Source organism: Marinilactibacillus psychrotolerans (assembly GCF_900101525.1).
Lineage (GTDB): Bacteria > Bacillota > Bacilli > Lactobacillales > Carnobacteriaceae_A > Marinilactibacillus > Marinilactibacillus psychrotolerans.
This window is the reverse complement of the sequence record NZ_FMZD01000007.1, coordinates 21,543-38,967: the sequence shown is the minus strand read 5'-3', so window position 1 is coordinate 38,967 and position 17,425 is coordinate 21,543. Positions and strand designations below refer to the sequence as shown.

The 17,425-nt window shown below is 33.9% G+C and carries 30 protein-coding genes; 7 read left to right on the top strand and 23 right to left on the bottom strand.

Annotated features, from left to right (window positions below):
- Window positions 1–447 precede the first annotated feature (447 nt).
- Window positions 448–2,178 (bottom strand): DNA primase family protein, encoded by a 1,731-nt coding sequence (locus BLT22_RS05155; protein ID WP_218127243.1) that lies wholly within the window; start codon window positions 2,176–2,178, stop codon window positions 448–450.
- A 198-nt stretch (window positions 2,179–2,376) separates the two neighbouring features.
- Between BLT22_RS05155 and BLT22_RS05150 the strand changes: the two genes are divergently transcribed.
- Together BLT22_RS05150 and BLT22_RS05145 are read left to right on the top strand one after the other, a co-directional pair.
- Complete coding sequence (locus BLT22_RS05150; RefSeq protein ID WP_091761337.1) at window positions 2,377–3,135, top strand: DUF4145 domain-containing protein; 759 nt, start codon at window positions 2,377–2,379, stop codon at window positions 3,133–3,135.
- Between the two features lie 66 nt (window positions 3,136–3,201).
- Complete coding sequence (locus tag BLT22_RS05145) at window positions 3,202–3,462, top strand: hypothetical protein (protein WP_091761335.1); 261 nt, start codon at window positions 3,202–3,204, stop codon at window positions 3,460–3,462.
- A 44-nt stretch (window positions 3,463–3,506) separates the two neighbouring features.
- Here the strand turns inward: BLT22_RS05145 and BLT22_RS05140 are convergent, their stop codons facing one another.
- From BLT22_RS05140 to BLT22_RS05125, 4 genes are read right to left on the bottom strand one after another with little or no spacing between them, the layout of a single operon-like run.
- Complete coding sequence (locus tag BLT22_RS05140; protein WP_091761333.1) at window positions 3,507–4,010, bottom strand: hypothetical protein; 504 nt, start codon at window positions 4,008–4,010, stop codon at window positions 3,507–3,509.
- Entirely contained in the window at window positions 4,003–5,703 is a 1,701-nt protein-coding gene (locus BLT22_RS05135; protein ID WP_091761331.1) for a hypothetical protein, read from the bottom strand. Before BLT22_RS05135 ends, BLT22_RS05140 begins: the two co-directional genes overlap by 8 nt.
- Window positions 5,700–6,518: an HNH endonuclease signature motif containing protein gene (locus tag BLT22_RS05130; RefSeq protein WP_218127242.1), complete on the bottom strand. Its 819-nt coding sequence runs from the start codon at window positions 6,516–6,518 to the stop codon at window positions 5,700–5,702. Before BLT22_RS05130 ends, BLT22_RS05135 begins: the two co-directional genes overlap by 4 nt.
- Window positions 6,519–6,520: 2 nt before the next feature.
- A complete protein-coding gene (locus BLT22_RS05125; RefSeq protein ID WP_091761329.1) occupies window positions 6,521–6,760 on the bottom strand; it encodes a hypothetical protein in 240 nt (79 codons plus the stop codon).
- Window positions 6,761–6,813: 53 nt separating this feature from the next.
- On the opposite strand from BLT22_RS05125, the gene BLT22_RS05120 reads away from it, so the two are divergent.
- Window positions 6,814–7,230, top strand: coding sequence for a hypothetical protein (locus BLT22_RS05120; protein WP_091761327.1), 417 nt, complete (start codon window positions 6,814–6,816; stop codon window positions 7,228–7,230).
- 46 nt (window positions 7,231–7,276) lie between these two features.
- Here BLT22_RS05120 and BLT22_RS05115 read toward each other — a convergent pair whose 3' ends face one another.
- From BLT22_RS05115 to BLT22_RS05035, 18 genes are all read right to left on the bottom strand, one after another.
- Window positions 7,277–7,780, bottom strand: coding sequence for a DUF669 domain-containing protein (locus tag BLT22_RS05115; protein ID WP_091761325.1), 504 nt, complete (start codon window positions 7,778–7,780; stop codon window positions 7,277–7,279).
- Window positions 7,780–8,082 carry a hypothetical protein gene (locus tag BLT22_RS05110; RefSeq protein ID WP_091761323.1) on the bottom strand — a complete coding sequence of 101 codons (303 nt, stop codon included), beginning with the start codon at window positions 8,080–8,082 and terminating at the stop codon, window positions 7,780–7,782. Before BLT22_RS05110 ends, BLT22_RS05115 begins: the two co-directional genes overlap by 1 nt.
- 68 nt (window positions 8,083–8,150) lie before the next feature.
- Complete coding sequence (locus BLT22_RS05105; protein WP_091761321.1) at window positions 8,151–10,040, bottom strand: AAA family ATPase; 1,890 nt, start codon at window positions 10,038–10,040, stop codon at window positions 8,151–8,153.
- Window positions 10,027–10,320, bottom strand: a complete 294-nt coding sequence (locus tag BLT22_RS05100; protein WP_091761319.1) for a hypothetical protein — start codon at window positions 10,318–10,320, stop codon at window positions 10,027–10,029. Before BLT22_RS05100 ends, BLT22_RS05105 begins: the two co-directional genes overlap by 14 nt.
- Window positions 10,317–10,601 (bottom strand): nuclease, encoded by a 285-nt coding sequence (locus BLT22_RS05095; RefSeq protein ID WP_091761318.1) that lies wholly within the window; start codon window positions 10,599–10,601, stop codon window positions 10,317–10,319. Before BLT22_RS05095 ends, BLT22_RS05100 begins: the two co-directional genes overlap by 4 nt.
- Window positions 10,594–10,902 (bottom strand): hypothetical protein, encoded by a 309-nt coding sequence (locus BLT22_RS05090; RefSeq protein ID WP_236048867.1) that lies wholly within the window; start codon window positions 10,900–10,902, stop codon window positions 10,594–10,596. Before BLT22_RS05090 ends, BLT22_RS05095 begins: the two co-directional genes overlap by 8 nt.
- Window positions 10,895–11,221: a hypothetical protein gene (locus BLT22_RS05085; RefSeq protein ID WP_091761316.1), complete on the bottom strand. Its 327-nt coding sequence runs from the start codon at window positions 11,219–11,221 to the stop codon at window positions 10,895–10,897. Before BLT22_RS05085 ends, BLT22_RS05090 begins: the two co-directional genes overlap by 8 nt.
- Window positions 11,218–11,403, bottom strand: coding sequence for a hypothetical protein (locus BLT22_RS05080; protein ID WP_091761314.1), 186 nt, complete (start codon window positions 11,401–11,403; stop codon window positions 11,218–11,220). Before BLT22_RS05080 ends, BLT22_RS05085 begins: the two co-directional genes overlap by 4 nt.
- Window positions 11,396–11,701 (bottom strand): hypothetical protein, encoded by a 306-nt coding sequence (locus BLT22_RS05075; protein WP_091761312.1) that lies wholly within the window; start codon window positions 11,699–11,701, stop codon window positions 11,396–11,398. The genes BLT22_RS05080 and BLT22_RS05075 overlap by 8 nt, the downstream gene beginning before the upstream one ends.
- Window positions 11,702–12,949: an SNF2-related protein gene (locus BLT22_RS05070; RefSeq protein ID WP_176935341.1), complete on the bottom strand. Its 1,248-nt coding sequence runs from the start codon at window positions 12,947–12,949 to the stop codon at window positions 11,702–11,704.
- Window positions 12,950–12,954: 5 nt separating this feature from the next.
- Window positions 12,955–13,341 carry a hypothetical protein gene (locus BLT22_RS05065; RefSeq protein ID WP_091761309.1) on the bottom strand — a complete coding sequence of 129 codons (387 nt, stop codon included), beginning with the start codon at window positions 13,339–13,341 and terminating at the stop codon, window positions 12,955–12,957.
- A gap of 82 nt (window positions 13,342–13,423) precedes the next feature.
- On the bottom strand, window positions 13,424–13,585 hold the full coding sequence (locus BLT22_RS12325) for a hypothetical protein (RefSeq protein ID WP_176935339.1): 162 nt from the start codon (window positions 13,583–13,585) through the stop codon (window positions 13,424–13,426).
- A gap of 15 nt (window positions 13,586–13,600) precedes the next feature.
- The gene (locus tag BLT22_RS05060) at window positions 13,601–13,909 is read right to left on the bottom strand and encodes a DUF771 domain-containing protein (protein WP_091761308.1); all 309 of its coding nucleotides are present in this window, start codon (window positions 13,907–13,909) and stop codon (window positions 13,601–13,603) included.
- Window positions 13,906–14,127, bottom strand: a complete 222-nt coding sequence (locus tag BLT22_RS05055; protein ID WP_091761306.1) for a hypothetical protein — start codon at window positions 14,125–14,127, stop codon at window positions 13,906–13,908. Before BLT22_RS05055 ends, BLT22_RS05060 begins: the two co-directional genes overlap by 4 nt.
- Window positions 14,111–14,326, bottom strand: coding sequence for a hypothetical protein (locus tag BLT22_RS05050; RefSeq protein ID WP_091761304.1), 216 nt, complete (start codon window positions 14,324–14,326; stop codon window positions 14,111–14,113). The genes BLT22_RS05055 and BLT22_RS05050 overlap by 17 nt, the downstream gene beginning before the upstream one ends.
- A 134-nt stretch (window positions 14,327–14,460) precedes the next feature.
- Window positions 14,461–14,709, bottom strand: a complete 249-nt coding sequence (locus BLT22_RS05045; protein ID WP_091761301.1) for a hypothetical protein — start codon at window positions 14,707–14,709, stop codon at window positions 14,461–14,463.
- On the bottom strand, window positions 14,699–14,902 hold the full coding sequence (locus tag BLT22_RS05040; RefSeq protein ID WP_091761299.1) for a hypothetical protein: 204 nt from the start codon (window positions 14,900–14,902) through the stop codon (window positions 14,699–14,701). Before BLT22_RS05040 ends, BLT22_RS05045 begins: the two co-directional genes overlap by 11 nt.
- Before the next feature lie 6 nt (window positions 14,903–14,908).
- The gene (locus BLT22_RS05035; RefSeq protein ID WP_091761296.1) at window positions 14,909–15,154 is read right to left on the bottom strand and encodes a helix-turn-helix transcriptional regulator; all 246 of its coding nucleotides are present in this window, start codon (window positions 15,152–15,154) and stop codon (window positions 14,909–14,911) included.
- Window positions 15,155–15,303: 149 nt separating this feature from the next.
- Here BLT22_RS05035 and BLT22_RS05030 point away from each other — a divergent pair, with 149 nt between their 5' ends.
- The 4 genes from BLT22_RS05030 to BLT22_RS05015 all read left to right on the top strand — a co-directional run bounded on the left by BLT22_RS05030 (window position 15,304) and on the right by BLT22_RS05015 (window position 17,338).
- Window positions 15,304–15,957, top strand: a complete 654-nt coding sequence (locus BLT22_RS05030) for a LexA family protein (protein ID WP_218127241.1) — start codon at window positions 15,304–15,306, stop codon at window positions 15,955–15,957.
- Between the two features lie 77 nt (window positions 15,958–16,034).
- Window positions 16,035–16,463: a hypothetical protein gene (locus BLT22_RS05025; protein WP_091761292.1), complete on the top strand. Its 429-nt coding sequence runs from the start codon at window positions 16,035–16,037 to the stop codon at window positions 16,461–16,463.
- A 13-nt stretch (window positions 16,464–16,476) separates the two neighbouring features.
- On the top strand, window positions 16,477–16,677 hold the full coding sequence (locus tag BLT22_RS05020) for a hypothetical protein (protein WP_091761290.1): 201 nt from the start codon (window positions 16,477–16,479) through the stop codon (window positions 16,675–16,677).
- Between the two features lie 10 nt (window positions 16,678–16,687).
- Window positions 16,688–17,338, top strand: a complete 651-nt coding sequence (locus tag BLT22_RS05015) for a hypothetical protein (RefSeq protein WP_091761288.1) — start codon at window positions 16,688–16,690, stop codon at window positions 17,336–17,338.
- Window positions 17,339–17,425 lie beyond the last annotated feature (87 nt).

Sequence of the window (17,425 nt, the reverse complement as noted above, 5' to 3'; positions counted from 1 at the left end):
TCCATTTTAAATAAACGATTTGTTCTTCGAGTTCAATATAGTTCTTGAGCCATTGAAATTTAATTTTTATCACCTCATCTTTGACAAATGGCGTTTATCTTTGACATCTTTGACACCTTTAAAACGTTATCGTATCAGTGATTAGAGTACTAGCTGTCAAAGATGACTGCTCTTTTTACCCTATATTTTCTTTTATATATTATTAGTTGAAAATTGTTGAGACTATAATATAAAAAGAAAGTGAAAACATCTTTGACATCTTTGACACTACGCTATAAACCTTGCTATGACGGTCTATATTGCTGTCAAAGATGTGTCAAAGATAGTCTGTTTTGTCAAAGATACATCTTTGACAGTAGCGTTTTATAGTACATTTCAGTCTGAAATCAGCAAAATTTATGAGCATTTTCTGCTCAAAACACATCACTTTTGAGCAGTTTTTGCTCACTATCCATTTTTAACAAAAAATTGTTTTCTTTTTCCTTCAACTCTTTTAGTTGTTGTTTCTAGTTTGCAACGATGACAGATTTCTCGACTGAATGCAATTTTACCAAGAGGACTGTAGCCATTCTCAGCACACCAGACATGATACTTTTGATAAACATCTGTTGTTACTTCATTCTCAAATTTAATATCTTCTTTGATGAATTCCAAAATAGGATTGTTTGTTTCTTCGTATTTTTGTATTTCTTTTTCGATTTTCTTGGACGTCGAGAAATTTTTATTTTTTAATAATCGTTGTAATCCATGAATAGCTAATTGAAGTATATACTCCATCGATTCTTCACTGATCAATTTATCTTGTATGAACGGATCATAATCTTTATCTCCAGGACTGAATGTTGCATTGAACGGAATCATCATTAATCGTCTTGTTAATCCTGATGATGTATCATTGATTCGCGGCATCTTGTTTGCTGAGAAAATCATCTTCGAATAATTTTGAAAGTCAAAAGGATCTTTTCCTTTTCGTTCCACATTGACGACTTCACCGGTCGTTAACTTTTTAAATTCTGAATTGTCTTTGATAAATTCTCCAGCGATATCATCACCTAAGTTAATCAACTTACCGAATAACTCAGCTGTTTTAAATCGTTGGCCAAGTTCTTTCAAATCAAGTGAGGCAGTATTACTTTGTCCAGCAAAGGCACGAATCATTTTCAAGAAACTAGATTTACCATTCTTACCATCACCAATTAAAACAAAAGCTTTACCAAATTCATTACGTCTTAATAAAATGTAACCAAACATTTCTTCCATTACTTTTCGTAAAGCTTTATCGTTCTGTGCCAATTTATCTAGTGTTTTATCAGTGACATCATAATAAGCCTTTTTAATATAAGGAACAGGAATCTTATTCTTAATGATAATCTTTGGATCAAAGTTCTGTAGTTCCCAGGTATCTAAGTTAAAGATTCCATTCTTCAATGCTACGTAATTGACCGGTGCTAGTTTCTTCTCTTCTGATTCTAGTTGCAGATAAGCAAGAACTTCTTGACGTCTTGATTTCGTCAATTGAGGAAGATGTTTGATCATGACACGTTCGATATCTGCAGGATTGTCAGAATATACCCCATCTTGGTAAACGTGCAATACATCTACTACCCTTATAATATGATGTTCAGATATCAAGAATTTCGCAAATTTATCATGTAAAAAGCCGTTGCTTTTAGTGAAAAAAGATTCTTTCATAAAAGCTTCATCACGTAAGATCGTATTGATCTCTGATTGATCCAATGGATCTTCTAATACAAATTCATTGATGATTTTAATTGTTTTACGGATTTCATCTTTTCTCATATCAACTGACTGCAGCTTAAGGATGTAGTTAAACAATTCCTGATTACGCGATCCACTTTCAATCTCAGTAATATGATTCTTTCTTTTGTCCATTGGATAGAGCCATTTAGGTAATGGTTCATGTTTCTCTGATTTACGCAGCCACTTTCTCGTTTTACCAGCAATGCGTAAAGGATCAGCTGTGTTTTTCGTTCCTAAACGCGTGGTTACTTGAATACCAATTGGAGAATACCATTCGATTTGATTCGCTTTTAAATCATAACCTTTAAAGTAGGCATGTATTCCTTTAGAAGTTTTTAATACGCTACATTGAAGATTCAAGTGATCTGCTATCTTTAGAAATAGTTTTGCTTCTTCCGGAGTATCGATATCAATCATGACAAAATCATCTGCTAATATCCCAACAAAAGAATCATAACGCCGCGCTGAATGATATGTGATTAGCTTATCCGGGTTGTTTTTGAATGATTCAGCAGCACGTTTCTCTGTGCCTTTTAAATATCCTTTATAAATTTTTATTCACCTGCCTTTCCAAGAGTGCTAGAATAATAAATAAAATGAATGGAGTTGATGATATTGAATTATAATAAATACCAAACCCGCTTTTTTCTAAAATCTGAACAAACAACTTTTGTTGAAGAAATTTTAATACAAAATCCTCTAATCTGTCAGCATTGTCGAAATACTGGCCCCCAAGTATTAGTTGAAGCAGTTGGTACTTTAGGTGACAATGACCGTTACAATGTAATTTCCATCACAGCATGTTCACTATGTGGAAGTAATTCTGTGCATTATTGTTATGCTTTACCAAAGGAAATTGATTATACAGGCGAAGGGGATAAGCCTAATAAATTCAACATAGCAGTATCTTATCCTAAAACACTTAGTACTCACGAGTTACCTAATAAACTTACTGAGAGATATCATCGGTTTGTTAAGGTCTATAAACAAGCTCAGTTAGCTGAAGAAGAAGATCTAGATGAACTTGCCGGAATGGGGTACAGAAAAGCAATTGAAATTCTACTAACTGACTACCTTCTTGAACACACCCCTGAAAACGTTGAAAGCGAATGGTTAACTAATCCTAAAACTACTTTGGGCAATAAAATAAATGTATTACCCAGTGAGAGAATAAAGGGTCTTGCCAAAACTATCTCTTTTATTGGCAATGATGAAACTCATTACACTCGAATTCATGACGATCAAGATATAAATTCTTTAAAAGTATTCGCAAAATCATTAATTAGCGAAATTGACCATGAGTTAGTTTTAAGTGAATCTCAAAGTTTTTTAGAAAATGTATTTTCAAAAAAGTCTAAGAACCAAGATAATTAGTAATCCTCTTCTTAGCCTTATTAAATATTAGTACCATTAAATAATAAAAATTGGAGTTGTTCCATTGTGAGTATCGAAAACCTAAAAAGAGCAGAGGCTTTTTTCAAAATATTTAAAGGGTTAATTAGCATTATTTTAGTTCTTTTTACTTGTGTGCAATACTTTTTTAATAATTCTTTTAAACCTGATCAAGTTATACTATTTATCGGTGACATAGAACGAGCAATATTCAATTTCACTATATTAATTGCTTCAGTAGCAGCATTGGAAGTTATCGCCTCAGGTCTAATTAAACTATATGAAAGTTCTAACTTAAATAATCAGTAACTCTTTTTTTGGCTATTTTTATATACCAGAGGTTTCTATTTCATTTAATAGGAACCTCTTTCAATATTCATTTTCTTTGAGTTTTCACTTACTGTAACCCATCTACAATTATTCGGTTCATAATTTCCATTATTGTCAATTCTATCTATTGATAAACCGGTTTTGTATCCGTTGTTTATAGCCCATTCAAAAAAAGTAATAGGATCCATCCATTCATCACAGACGGTTATTCCTCTTCCGCCCCATCTTGGATAGTGAATATCTTTTTTATTTAAACATCTTCTTTTCATTGAATACCAGATATTGAGTAGATTTCTGTTTTTATTTGTTAAATCATGAGTTGTCATACGTTCAGTTACATTTTGTATAGCATAACAACCACAACTTTTAATTTTTCCTTGTACTAAATGACGACTAGCAATAACCTTGTTATTACCACACTCACAATGACAATTCCAAGTTACTCTTCCTTGATTATCTCTACCTGCTTCACTGATAGCAGTAAGTCTTTCAAATTTCTTCCCCGTTAATTCTAATTTTCTAGACATTCGTATCACTTCCCATAAAATCATTCACTCTTTTTTTTGCTAGATTTATATAAAATGATCTGTCTAGCCAGTCAGGAGTTTTTTCTTTAGTAATATCCGTATTCACGATTCTACATACGTCGGGTGTATAGCTGATCTTACTTGGACGACCGTCTTTTACTTTCATAAGTTGCTTACCGTCTTTACTGGCAAATAGTCTAAAAACTTTTTCATGTCTGCGTTTCTTACCATAAATAGCATAAGAATATTTTCCGGAGATACTGATCACTTTTTGAAAATCAATCAAGTCAGTTGCGTCATTGATTGTTTTTTCAACGGGTACTTTATTGATGAAATACTCAACAACTGCATTATTAACAATGGGTAAATCATTATCCAAGGAATTTAATTCTTTGACGTATGCCCCTTTAGATTTATACTCTCCTTTTGAATCCACAACAATATAATTGTTAACGTCTTTCTGAAAAATCTTTCTATAGTAATCAAAGCTCATACTTAATCTTGTGCGCTGCTCCCATTCATATACCAGATCATCAAATGCTTCAAAATCTCGTTTATTAATGATGACTAGAATACCATCTGTATTGGACTGAACTAATTTCATAGATGGAATGTTTTCTGCTTTTTCGATCATATCTAGGAGAAATAATTGACCAAAGATACAAACTAATAATCGATTTCTTGGATCATACATGGCATTGAATTTATCGCCTTCAGCTCCATAAGTGATATTACAGATTCGTTTATACGGCTCACGTTCTTTTTTCTTACCTTCGCTTTTTAATCTTAAACTGGTATTTAAGATATTCTTGAATTTCTCCGGAGTAGATACGCCTCTTGAAAGTAAATCATACTCAATCATGATCGTTGGATATAGCTGATCAACGTCGGCCATGATCAGCAATTCATCTGGACTACATTCATACATAAAATTTTTCTTTGCTCCATGTACTCCACCTCCTGCAAATACATGATGGACACCTGCAATAGTGGTTTCTAATTGTTTGCTGGAGTGTCTATTTTCATTAAAGAACTCAATGACGTGTTTGTACTTTTCAATATCCATTGTTTCTGGGAAGAAAACTGTATCAGCATCTTCTAATTTCTTTTTATTCGCTCCAAGTATCGTTGCTGATAGTTGAGCCTGTGATTTAGATATATGCTTAAGTGGTAAATTGAACTCTTTGATCAGTGCTAGTTGTGCCTGGAACTCATCATATGTTCGACTGAAGACTTCCATTGTTTCATGTACATCATGTCGACAATAAAAGATGACTTCTTCAATCTCTTCATCTGTTAGTTTACGATCGATATCAAAAGGGACTGTAGTCTCTCTAATATCATGACCCATAAATGCTTCCAACTTCTTCAAACTATTGTAGCGACTGACCTGGGTATCAAAGCTGAACAATTGAATTTTATTGAATTCTCTAGAAAACTCCCAACCCTTTCTCTTTTTAACGATGATCCAATCATTGACTTCTTTGGGATTAAAATCACACAAGATGGCTTTTAAGATGTATCGATCATATCCATTACTGTTATATCCAACCCATATATCGTTCTTATGTTGAACATAGTAGGTATAGAGTTCTAACCGATTGTTAACGATAACTTGTTCTTCCTGATTATCAGTGTTGATCAAAACGACTAACCAGTCTTTTGTGAATACTTCAAAGTCATAAAAGATCATTGAACATCATCTCTATTATTTAATTCATACCTTTTAACTGATACCGCGGCTATCGCAGCACCCACTTTAGTTAACTCAGGATCATCAAATCTCAGATTCTGTCTTGTCATAGCCAAGTGTTCAGCTCGTGTGACTAATTTCAAATTATCTAAATCGATATTTAATTTATTCCCATCTAAGAAAGTCAATATTTTGCCATTTGGTACAGGTCCATTTTCTTTCTCCCAAAGTATTTTATGTTTTAATTTCCAACGGTCGTACCATTCACCTTCATCTTGAACTTTGACTCTCCAGTATCCATCACTTGCGATTACTTCAGTACCCACCGGTTTATAATTCTTTGGTTTTTGGCCAACTTTAAATCTAGTTGCTTTAGATTTTTCAATTGCTTCAGTAGTCATATATTCTGATTGTTTCTGTCCTTTATTTTCAGGTATACGCCCTTTATTAAAATGACCTGTTAAACCACTTTTTATATTATGATTTTTCTTCCAAGCACTTAATTGCTTAGGTGTAATTAATAAACCATATTTTTCGTTTATCCTTTTGGCCAATTCCTGATTTCCAATCCCGACAGCATTTTCTTTAATAAATTGAAATTGTTCATCAGTAAATAGTTTTTTATTAGGTGTCCTACGCTTCCTTTTAACGTTACTTTTAATTTTATATCTACTTTTTAGTGACTTCAGTTGACCTTCAGTTATATTCATATTAAATTTTTTATTAAACATTTGAGCCATATCATAGGTATGCCTTCCGGAAGATATTTTTCTAAGATATTCAATATGCGCATCAGTATATTTATTCTTTGGCATGATTAATCACTTCCCTCAAGCATTCTCGGCTTTTTGGCATTTGCATCTATTGAATTGTCGTAGACAGTTTGAGCTTTTAAGATTGTATTTGCATTATTAACTAGATTTGTGGCTATTTTACTCATTGCATCAGATCGTTTTAATTCCTGTTGTAATTCTTCCTCAGTTAAACTATCATCATTAAGTCTTTCCAGCTGCTCGAACAAATGATTATTTAAATCACCTAAAGTGTTTTTTGTCATGGTTTTCACTTCCTAACTGTGATATTGTAAAAAGAAAAAAGGTGGATTACTTAATGAATGGTATTAATTGGAATCTTCTTCTAACTGGAGTAATAGCACTGACAGGTATTCTGTCTCCACTAGCAACTACAAAAATTAATAATTCTCATCAGTTGAAGATGAAAAATCTTGAAATAAAAGAAGAAGAAGTTATTAAATTTAATAACAGAAAAAGTGAAAAAATCGAAGATTTCTTTGGCCCTCTCAGTAAATATGCTACTATGATTAAATACAATTCTACTATTAGATTGGATCAGATAGCTGAATTCGAAAAAACCTATTATTCAATCATTCCATACTTAACTGATAGCACTTATATAAAATGTAAGCTTGTTTATGAATACTTAACGAATGTAAAAACAACTGATAGTTCAACTAAAAAAGTTGCTATCGATGACCTTATAGATTCATTGAGAAAAGAAATGAAATAGTTAATAATAAAAAGGGAGTTTTTACACTCCCTTATTTACTTTTTAATTAGTCTAGTACTTCAACGATCTCATACTTGTCATAGCCTTTATTCGTTTTGCTTTTATCTAGTACATAGTTCCAATCGTCTTCAATTACTTCTTCTGCGATATCTAAAACCAGATCATTATAATCCCCAAATCCATCAAATACGACTTCATCATGATCAGCATCCCAAATTGATCTAAGCAGTTCATTATTGTTGTGTGTTTGGAAACCAAATGCTTTTTCGTTCCAAGGTTGCATTACACCGTTATAAAAAATCAGCTGTCCTTTGAATTCTCCAGCTAAGATCTCAAATTGAATCTTCAACATTGGATCTCCACCAGAACCATCATCTTTTACTTTTGATTGCCCTAGTTCCATATTTTTGATCTTCACTTCATACTTACCTTCTGGAATCTCGGGATAATCTCCACCACCATTTTCTTCAGCTGCTTTAACGTCATCTTTCAACGCATCTAAATCTACTTGTTTATCGAACTTGCTCCAGTCAAATGTTTGTTCACTCATTATTCATCATCCTCCGTAGTTTCTTCTGTATCATCGTCTTCTTCTGTTTCGTTCCAATCGTTTGCTTCTTCTAGTTCTTCCACTTCTTCATGATACAATTCGCTTTCCATGATCCCTGCCGGTGTATTATATTTAAAGTCCATTTTGACCATGTAATACTCTCCAGCTTTGTTGGACTTCAAGTTGATACTGTGTCCAATCAATTCTTCCGGATATTCTTCTCTTGCTTCAGCGACGATCTTGTTCGCTTCATCTTCAGTTGTTGCAAACCACTCTTCTTTGAATTTTAGTTCTCTACGCATTTGTCAGTTTCCTCTCTGTTTTTAAAATGGCAAATCATCATCAGTAATTTCTATCGGTAAGTCATAATTTATCTTCTCCGTCGACGTCGACGGGTTGTTGGTTCTTCTGCTGCTTCGTCTTTCTCTTCTGGCTTTTTTCTTTCCCGTCTCTTACGTTTTGGTTCATCTGAGACTTCTTCTTCAGTTGATCCTTCTTCTCCTGGAGGAGTTTCATCATCTTCTGGATCGGTGTCTACTTCTGCAGGTTCTTCAGTTTTACGAGAACGTCTTTTACGCTTAGGCTCTTCTACTTCTTCGGTTTCTGCCTTACGACTTCTACGTTTACGTTTTGATTTTTCAGCAATTTCTTCTTGTTGTTCTTCAGTATCTTCCGCTTCTTCTTTTGGTTCTTCTGTTGGTTTTGATTTAGCTGCAGGTTTTCTTTTTTTATTATTTGGAACACTAATATCATATAAATCAATAAACGCATCAGCATCCAATTCAATCTCGTCCACTTTAAGTCCTGGTAAACGTCCTCCACCAAAGACATAGTCTTTTGATTTAAATACGACCTTACGCGTGTCTTCTTCTACTACGATTCGACCAACTATATCAACCATACCTGCAACTTTTAACGCTGCCTTTTCTTGGAGGTTAGGTTTGATTGCAGTGATCTTATCTCCACTCTTCTTAGTTACATCTTTAGTTGTATCTTCATGGCTGATGAAAATAATATTCTCATAGTCTAGGTGCACAACTCGTTTGATCGTACTTAAGAACTCTGTACGTACCATATCCCAAGCTTTAAAGCTGTTATCAGCTTCGTGTTCGATTCCTAATTTGTCATACATATAAAGACGGCATGATTCATAGGTATCTTCTAGAAGATCGACTACTATCGTTTTAAAGTCATTATCTTTTTTCTCTAGCTCAGCAAGAGCATCTTTAAATTTGTCCCATGCAAGTGTTGTGTTCGTTACTCGTCCGGTGCTGCTTACTTCATTTGCAATACTGATGAAAGGAGCATCAACTAATCGTACATTTCCATCTGTATTCAGCATAAGTGGATCAGGAAAATCATTGGCAAATGTTGTTTTCCCACTCATAGGTGCACCATACAACCAAAACACTCTCTTCTGAACTTTTTCTACGTTACGTCTTTCATTAACCGGTAATTGCATTAATATCTCTCCATTCTTATCTTGTATAGTTTCTAAAAAATCAGGTGGTGTTAAGGTTGTCCAACGACCACTTTTCTTTGCATCGATGCCAGCACAACTAAAACAGTTGCCACTTACATTCTTTGAATATTCAGTTGTCCTTTCTATTTCTTTGATTGTGTTATGAAAGTAGACAACTTCCATCTCATCATATTCAATCGGTAAAAAGGTAACACTACTTTTTCCGACTTCTTCTACTATCCGTTTGCGAAAGTGATGTTGATCTTCGGTTTTTCCTTTTCGGATATTCGTCTTAGGAACAAAGAGAAAACCCATCTTTTTAACATCAAAACCATCTTGTTCCAGGTAATGTTTATAGATATGCAGTTGTCCACTCTTTTTGTAGTTCTGGATATTATTCGAATATTTAAAATCTATTACTACACACTCACCACTTGGAGATACTGCTATGAGATCCACATAACCAATATAATCAGGTTTATCTATCTGGTATTCATGGATCAATTCAAAATCATCACTAAATGTTTCCTTGAGAAACTGTTTCACTTTTGGGATAAGAATTTCTAGCTTCATGCTTTCTTCGATATGAGAATCATCAATGATCGAAAAAGAATTCGTATATTCTTCTACTGCAGTTTCATAATCTGTTTCAATTCCGGTGTGTAACGCATGTCCAAGAATTAATGGATTTGTTGCTGTGAAGTTTGGAATCTCTGTCAATTTATCAATATATCGCAGCTTGAAATGATAAGGACAATCTTTGAAAAGTGATACTCGACTATAGCTATATTGAGTCATATTGTCTTAACACTTCCCTTATCTGTGCATTAGATCGTTCTATCCCCTGCATGTAACTCATAAAATCAAATACCTGGTCAGGATCAAGTAACAACTCTGCAGCTTGGATTCTTCGCAGTGCTTGTATGACTGTTGTGAAGTATCCTTCCTTTGCCCATTTACCCTTTTCAGTCAGTTTCTCAATAACTACGTTTTTATCATCATAGTGAACAATTCGAACAGTCTTCAAATCAATTAGTATTGGCTTTTCTTTCTTTGGTTTCTTTTGTTCTTCACTCATTCTAAAAACCACTCTCCTTTCCATTCTTCAAAATCTCTAGGTCTTAAAATATAAGCTTCTCCACCTGATTCTTTGATTTTCTTGATATTGAATAGCTGCAGCTTACTTGGTTTACCAATATCTGTTTTCAATTCGATACCATGAAAAGTACCATCGATGCAGGCAAGAATATCTGGTACACCTTCTTTAGTGAATTGAGATCCAGCCCAATACTTTACATGCCAAACGTTTTTTGATTTCAGATAATCAATTACCTTTTTTTGAAACTGTGACTCACGCATTGTTTAACACCTCTAAATAATCTTTTTCACAAACTATCTCACTCATTAGATACTGATCTCCGACCAGCATTGTTTGTAATATGACTACTGATTCCTGTATTGGGTGTCTACTATATCCACTCTCTCCATACTTACCAGTCGAATAAGTTGGATTACGACCAGAAAGCTGTTTAGCCATTGGGCTTCCCAGTTGATAATATTGAAAAAAGCTTTTAGGATGTGATTTAATCAATGTTCCAGAAACAGCATTGATAGCCAAGCTATTCGACATAGAATTGTTATGGCTTGTATTGTTAAACATTATTTTTCACCGTGATTCTGATACTTGCTTTTCGTTTAGTCACTTTTGGATAGTCTTCTAATAGTTCAGCATATTCAACTGGTTCTGCTTTCTGCATCGCTTTTAAATCAACAGATGTGCTTTCAGAAGCTTCTACTCGTGTGATTTTTAGATAGTCGTTGTCAATGGACTTAATACCATACTCTTCCATTGCAGTTTCTAGTTTCCCTTTCATCTCATCATGCTTAGCTTTTGCCTGTTTTAATTGCTGGTCCAATAATGCATAGTTGGCCATCGTCGGCATATATTGATTTTCGAAATTTGTTAGTTCATTACTCATTCACTTTTCCCTCCTACTGGTTTACGACCATAATTTTTAATTATTGCTTTCAATTCTAAGATTTCTTCTTTTAATTTATCTGATAGTTTCTTATTCCCTTGTTCTCTTGCTACACGTTCCTTACGCCTTAATTCTGTAAGAAGTTTATTATTTTTTAGTCTTTGTTTAATAAATTCATTCATCTTTTTTTCCTCCTAATTCATCAATTAAATGTTTAATCTCACCTTCATGATGTGAGATAGCTTTTTTAGCAAATTCAATCATCATTTCTTTTGGAACATACATTGGAGAGCCCATGTATCTAGAGTTGTATACCCCACTTGAAGAATCATCATCGTTGATTGTAAACTCAATATGGGTTTTATCGTTGTAGTGATTAGACATGTCTCCTAGAACATTATTCAGATCTGTTTTAGTTTCAAAATGATCTTTTAATCGTCCTACTTTTTCTAGTTCAGTCAGATCGTCGTATTTGCTCACTTACTTCATCTCCTCTTTTTCAAATAACTCATCAGAATAATTTTTCTTTAATTTTAATTGCTGATAGATTCGGTGTTCAATGCTTCCATCTACTAGTAAGTAATAGTAGAAACACGGTTTATCTTGTCCGATTCTATGAATCCTTTTCTTACTTTGTTCAAACAATTCTGAACTTTGCGGTAAGGTAAAATAAATAATTTTGTTAGCTTTCTGTAGATTTAAACCAGTTGCTCCAGCTTGATATTGGATCAAGGAAATACTGTTATTTGATTCTTCATAAGCACCAAAGTCTCTACCATCACCATTGACAGTACTGATTGGACGTTCAAGTTTTTTACAAATCTCACGTAAAGCTTGGAATTCATTTTTGAAGTTATAAAATATGATCAGTCGATCGTTGGTACTTTCTATCAAGTCTTGAACCTTCTCCAATTTATACTGGTTTCTCCATCCCGCAAATTGTCTTAAATGAATCAATGCACTTGCCGGAGTATCTCCAATAATGACTTCATCAGGAAGCTCTATAATATGATGTGTATGAAATTCTCTGTAATGTTTGGTGTTACGTATCCTCACATTGATATGATTCATTTTTGGAAGATCAAATACTTCTTCCGTCTTCATAAAAACCGCACCATGTTTACTTAGTTTTCTCTTTAATCGTTCTACATTCTTATAGCCGATTACTTTATAACCGCTATTTCGCTCATCCCATTCGCGTTCAACATAAAGTTTCATAAAAGTATCTTTACTGATATTCCATCCCAATAAATTAACTTGAGAGATCAATTCTTCATACTTTCCACCAGTTGGTGTACCAGATAATAAAATAACGTTTTTAGGCTTTAAGTTTAAGATGAATTTTGAACGTTTTGAGCTAGGGTTTTTAATGTGCTGGCTTTCGTCCAACATCAGTGTGAAATTTGATAGAGCACTAAGGAAAGGACGTCTCCATGCTTTGTCGTAATTGATAATCAAAATACTTTCTTCTGGAATACGATCCCACGCTTGATTCTCATATATGATCACATGATAGTCTGGATAAAAATTTTCAAAATGTTCTTTCCAGTCATCGATTTTAGACTTTTGACAAACGACTAAATTGTAAGGAGTATTCAATTCCCAAAGTTTTTCACTACCAACAAACGTCTTTCCTAATCCCATATCAAGGTAGTATGCAACTCGATTATTTGAATACGTATCATTGAGTACAAGATCTTGATGAGGAAATAATTTTATTTCTGGCATTTATATCAAGCTTCCAAACTATCAAGTGTATCTAATAGCGTTTTTAATTCAGCATCATCTTTGGCAAGTTCATCTAATTTCTTACGTTGAAGTGCTTCTTTTGCTTTGCTATCAATTCTAAGTTTCAATTCTTCAATCTTAGACTTTCTAACTTTTAATTCGGTTACTCGTTCAACATCTAACTTTTGCACTATATATGATTTCGCATTTATTTTGATACTATCAGTGTATTTAACAAATTCAGCAACTGCATACCCATATTGAGTTTCTACGACAACTAAGTCTCCTTCTTGCAGTGATTCATCGATCGTTAGATAATCGTATTGTTTATTTCCTCTATTTCTTTTTTCAAAATCGTTATGGAATACTACTTTAGCTTTTAACTCTTTCATTGAAATTTCTCCTTTTGATGTTATAATTTACGTATCTTGTTTTATCTATGAGTCTAACGTTGCCGCGTTGGACTCTTTTTTATCAATGTGTCCCATAGATGACCTTCCTTTGAGCTTCTCTCACTCGCTTAAGTTTGTAAGACAGCCATTCAAGTTCGTTTGTTTCAGATGCATTTCTATTCCGAAGCATTGATAGCTGCATGTGTCTGTTGATCAATCCGCAAACATATTTGATTGTTGTCATTATTCTCACCTCCTTTCATTGATAATATGGATCGTTCATCCATACTCTTGTATGATTTTCTTCTAACCATTTCTGCATCGGCTTTTTATTGATTGAGTATTTTCCGCCGTCAGCATATTTAATTGGTCCGCCATTCTTCAAATCTAGTTCATCTCGATAATGCGTCAGAACCTCATCTAGTTTCGTTCTTTTTAGTCCTGCAATTTCTTGTAAGTCTGTAAAGGTTATCCAAACCCGTTCATCGAGTTTATCTTGCAACTCTTTAAATTCCTCTTTGGTCAAAACAACATATGCTTCAGGTATCGTAATGGTCAGCTGTGTCATCTATCTATCCACCCTTCAGATAAAGTTTCATCTACCATTTCTTTACTGTCATTCCACAAGTATTTAATAATATGAACAAATACAGGTAAAAATATCAGAGCATATTCACTTCCAAATTCAAGTGAACCACGCCTTTCGTATTCATACTTGATTGCCTTAATCGTTAATATAATTCCTGCGACTATCCACCATTTATATTCCTTAATCCAAATAATCATAATATTCCTCTGCTTTCTCAATTCGTAAAGTTTCAGGATAGATTGGATCCATTACTAATTCTCTATGCATCTTTTCAGTTTTTCTAAATTGAAGCCTATAGCATGGGTACTTACGATTAAGGTATTGATGGATCTCTGCTTCAGTTCCTGTTGTGATTACTTTCTTCGACTCTACGCCATATGCAACGTAACGATTCATTTTCTTTTTCCAACTCCTTTATCTGTTTATCCAGTTTGTATAATTGATATAGCGCGCTAATGACGAAAACTATTCCTGCTAAAGCTAGAAAAAATAAAATTAGATATTGTGTTGGTGTCATGCATCTATTCCTCCTATTCTTCTATCTCAAATCCAGCTAGCTGATTGCACAAGCAGCTGAATGCATTGCTGTTTTGAAAAATAAAATAATGTGTATCGATTCTGGCTTTGATTTCAGCGTGCTGAGTCGGTGTAATAAAATCGTGCTTATTGTTAAATTTCAACGTAACCATTTGATCATCTATTGCGTCATATAGTTCCTTTTCTCTGCTAAGCAGATCGCTCACTTGTTCTAAAGATCTTTTCGCTTGATCAGTATCCACTTCGTTGTTCTCCTTTCTTTGGATGTTCAAACACCGTTTTCTTAATCGTGATCTGACCAAGCGGGTTCTCAGTACCTTTAGCAACGATACTGATTGTTTCTGGTAAATCTCCTTCTGCTTCAACGAACTCGATTAGCGCTTCGTTAAATTTCTTCATGATCGTATCTGCGTGAATGATTACTGATTTTTTCATAATCTGTTACGCCTCCTGTTTTGATTCGGGTTTAACCCGAGTGATATCTAAAAAAATATCTCCTATGTCAACTTGCAAAGCGAATGCTAGACTTTCAATGGTTGAATACTTGGCATTTTTTAATCTACCAGGTTTAGATTCGAATTCGCCTATTGTTGTTGCTGATACACCGACTTTTTTTGCCAACTCTTCTTGTGTCATCCCCCTTAAACCTCGAAGTTGTTTGACAGTATATTTTTCTTCTAATACCATCTATATCACCTCTTTTCTTTAACTTGACTACAGTATACATTCGGGCAAAACCCAAGTCAAGCATTTTATTTGGGTTTATCCCAAATTCATTTATGATTTCAGTTGTTTTATTTGGGTTTCTCCTGTATATTAGATGTAGAAACTAATTTGTGAGGTGCGAAATGAACGAAGAATATTTTTTTGCAAATAATTTAAAATACCTTAGAAGAAAATATAATATTGAACAACAAGAACTTGCTGAAGAATTAGGTAGAAAAAGCGGATCTACTGTAAGTGATTGGGAAAGAGGGAAATTTGTTCCTAGAATTGGCACATTAAGCCAAATTGCAGAACGATTTAATATATCTGTAAATGATTTAATGAGAACTGATCTAACTGTTCACACTCCTATCGCACCAAATATGATTGAAGTTAGTGAAATGGTCAAGATTCCTGTATTGGGAACTATTGCATGCGGAGAACCTATTGACGCTATCGAAAATGTGTCAGAGTATCGCCTGATGCCAAAAGATATGAAGCCTTCTGGAGAATTATTTTATCTTGAAGCGCAAGGCGACAGCATGGAGCCTAAAATTTACAATGGTTCTTTCGTTTTATGTAGAAAACAAGAAGACGTAGAGTCTGGGGAAATCGCTGCGGTATTGGTAAATGGTGACGAGCAAACTACTTTAAAAAAAGTTATTAAACAAGGTGATACAATCTTTTTACAAGCATTAAACGAAGCGTATGCGCCATATATTATTACTAAGGAAAATCCCGCTCGCATCGTTGGCAAAGCTTTACGTGTAGAAAACGAACTATAAAAAAAGACGAAATCTGCCACTAACAGATTCCGCCGGAACTCATTTCCAATATAATTTTATCATATTGGAGGATTACTATGAAGAATAAATTAAGCATAATTATGTGCTTAAGCATAGCTGTATTAGCAGGATGCTCTAGATCCGTATCAAGAGACAAATGGGAATCATTAGAGCCAGGCATGACTATTGATGAGATAGAAGAACAAATAGGCTCTCCAAAAGAAGATATAACTGATCAAAGAACAATGTTAGATCTTACAAACGAGGAGATTTCTGCTTATGAGACGGTCTTATCGACATCTATCTCAATCGGATCTGATAATGATCTTACTAAACCAATGGAAGATGCTTTAATGGATTTAAATGTACTTCATAGTTCTATTGAGAATCAAGAAGATGTTAGAATATATCAGTATGAAGTAAATGATTCTGATAGCACTAACGATTTAGAAATATACTTTTACAGAGGCGAAGTATTCTACTACTCTGCCATGTACGATTACTAAAAGGAGTGATTTTATGAAATTGGGTATGCGCAAACCTAGTGTTAAAAAATCAATCAAAGCAAGAACTACAGGAAAAATTAAACGTAAAGCTAAAAAAGCTGTAGTACCTGGATATGGAAAAAAAGGTGCTGGTTGGGCTAAGAATCCAAAAAAAGCAGCTTCCAATAAAGTTTATAAAAAGACTACATTTTCAATATTTGATTTATTTAAATAGGAGGAATTATATGAAAACAAAATTAGCTTTACTTAGTTTGAGTGGACTTTTACTTATAGGTTGTGGTGACGAAACGGTAGATAATACAGGAAAAGAAAGCGAAGCTGCATCTAGTTCAGAAGTAGTTGAAAACAAGAAAGAAGATCCAAAAGATGAAATGTTAGTAACTGGTGGTCCTTTATTAGAACCAGGTCAATATAAAAATGATGAAGAATTTGGACGTATTGAGTTGCTTAAAATTACTAGCCCTGGAAACGAAAATGAAATTGCGCCTGGATTATTTTTAACTTTAAAAGATGTTAAAGTGTTAAATTTTGAAGATATACCTGAAGAGAACCAAGAATATGCTGAAGCGTATTACGGTTTTAAAGACAGCCAAGGGTATCAATTGCAATTCGAATACACTGTTGATAATCAAAATGATTATAGTATAGACAATACGGTTATAGAAAAAATCATTCTTTCAGACGGGGAACAAGTTACTCGCGATATGTATTTAGATGAAACTTTTGAGCTAGAGGCTAATAGTAAAGCTTCGGGTCAAATAGGCGGTATTGAGGTCCCCACACCTGATATTGATTCTGCTACATTTTATATTAATCCTTACGATACAGAAAACTATGAGCAGATTGAAACAACACCAGTAAAAGTAGAATTTTAATAACAAAAACACACCTTCCCCACTCGCCAAAGTAGAAAGGTGTGTTAGTAGAAATAACCTATTGGATAGGCTTATTTGCTTATCCTT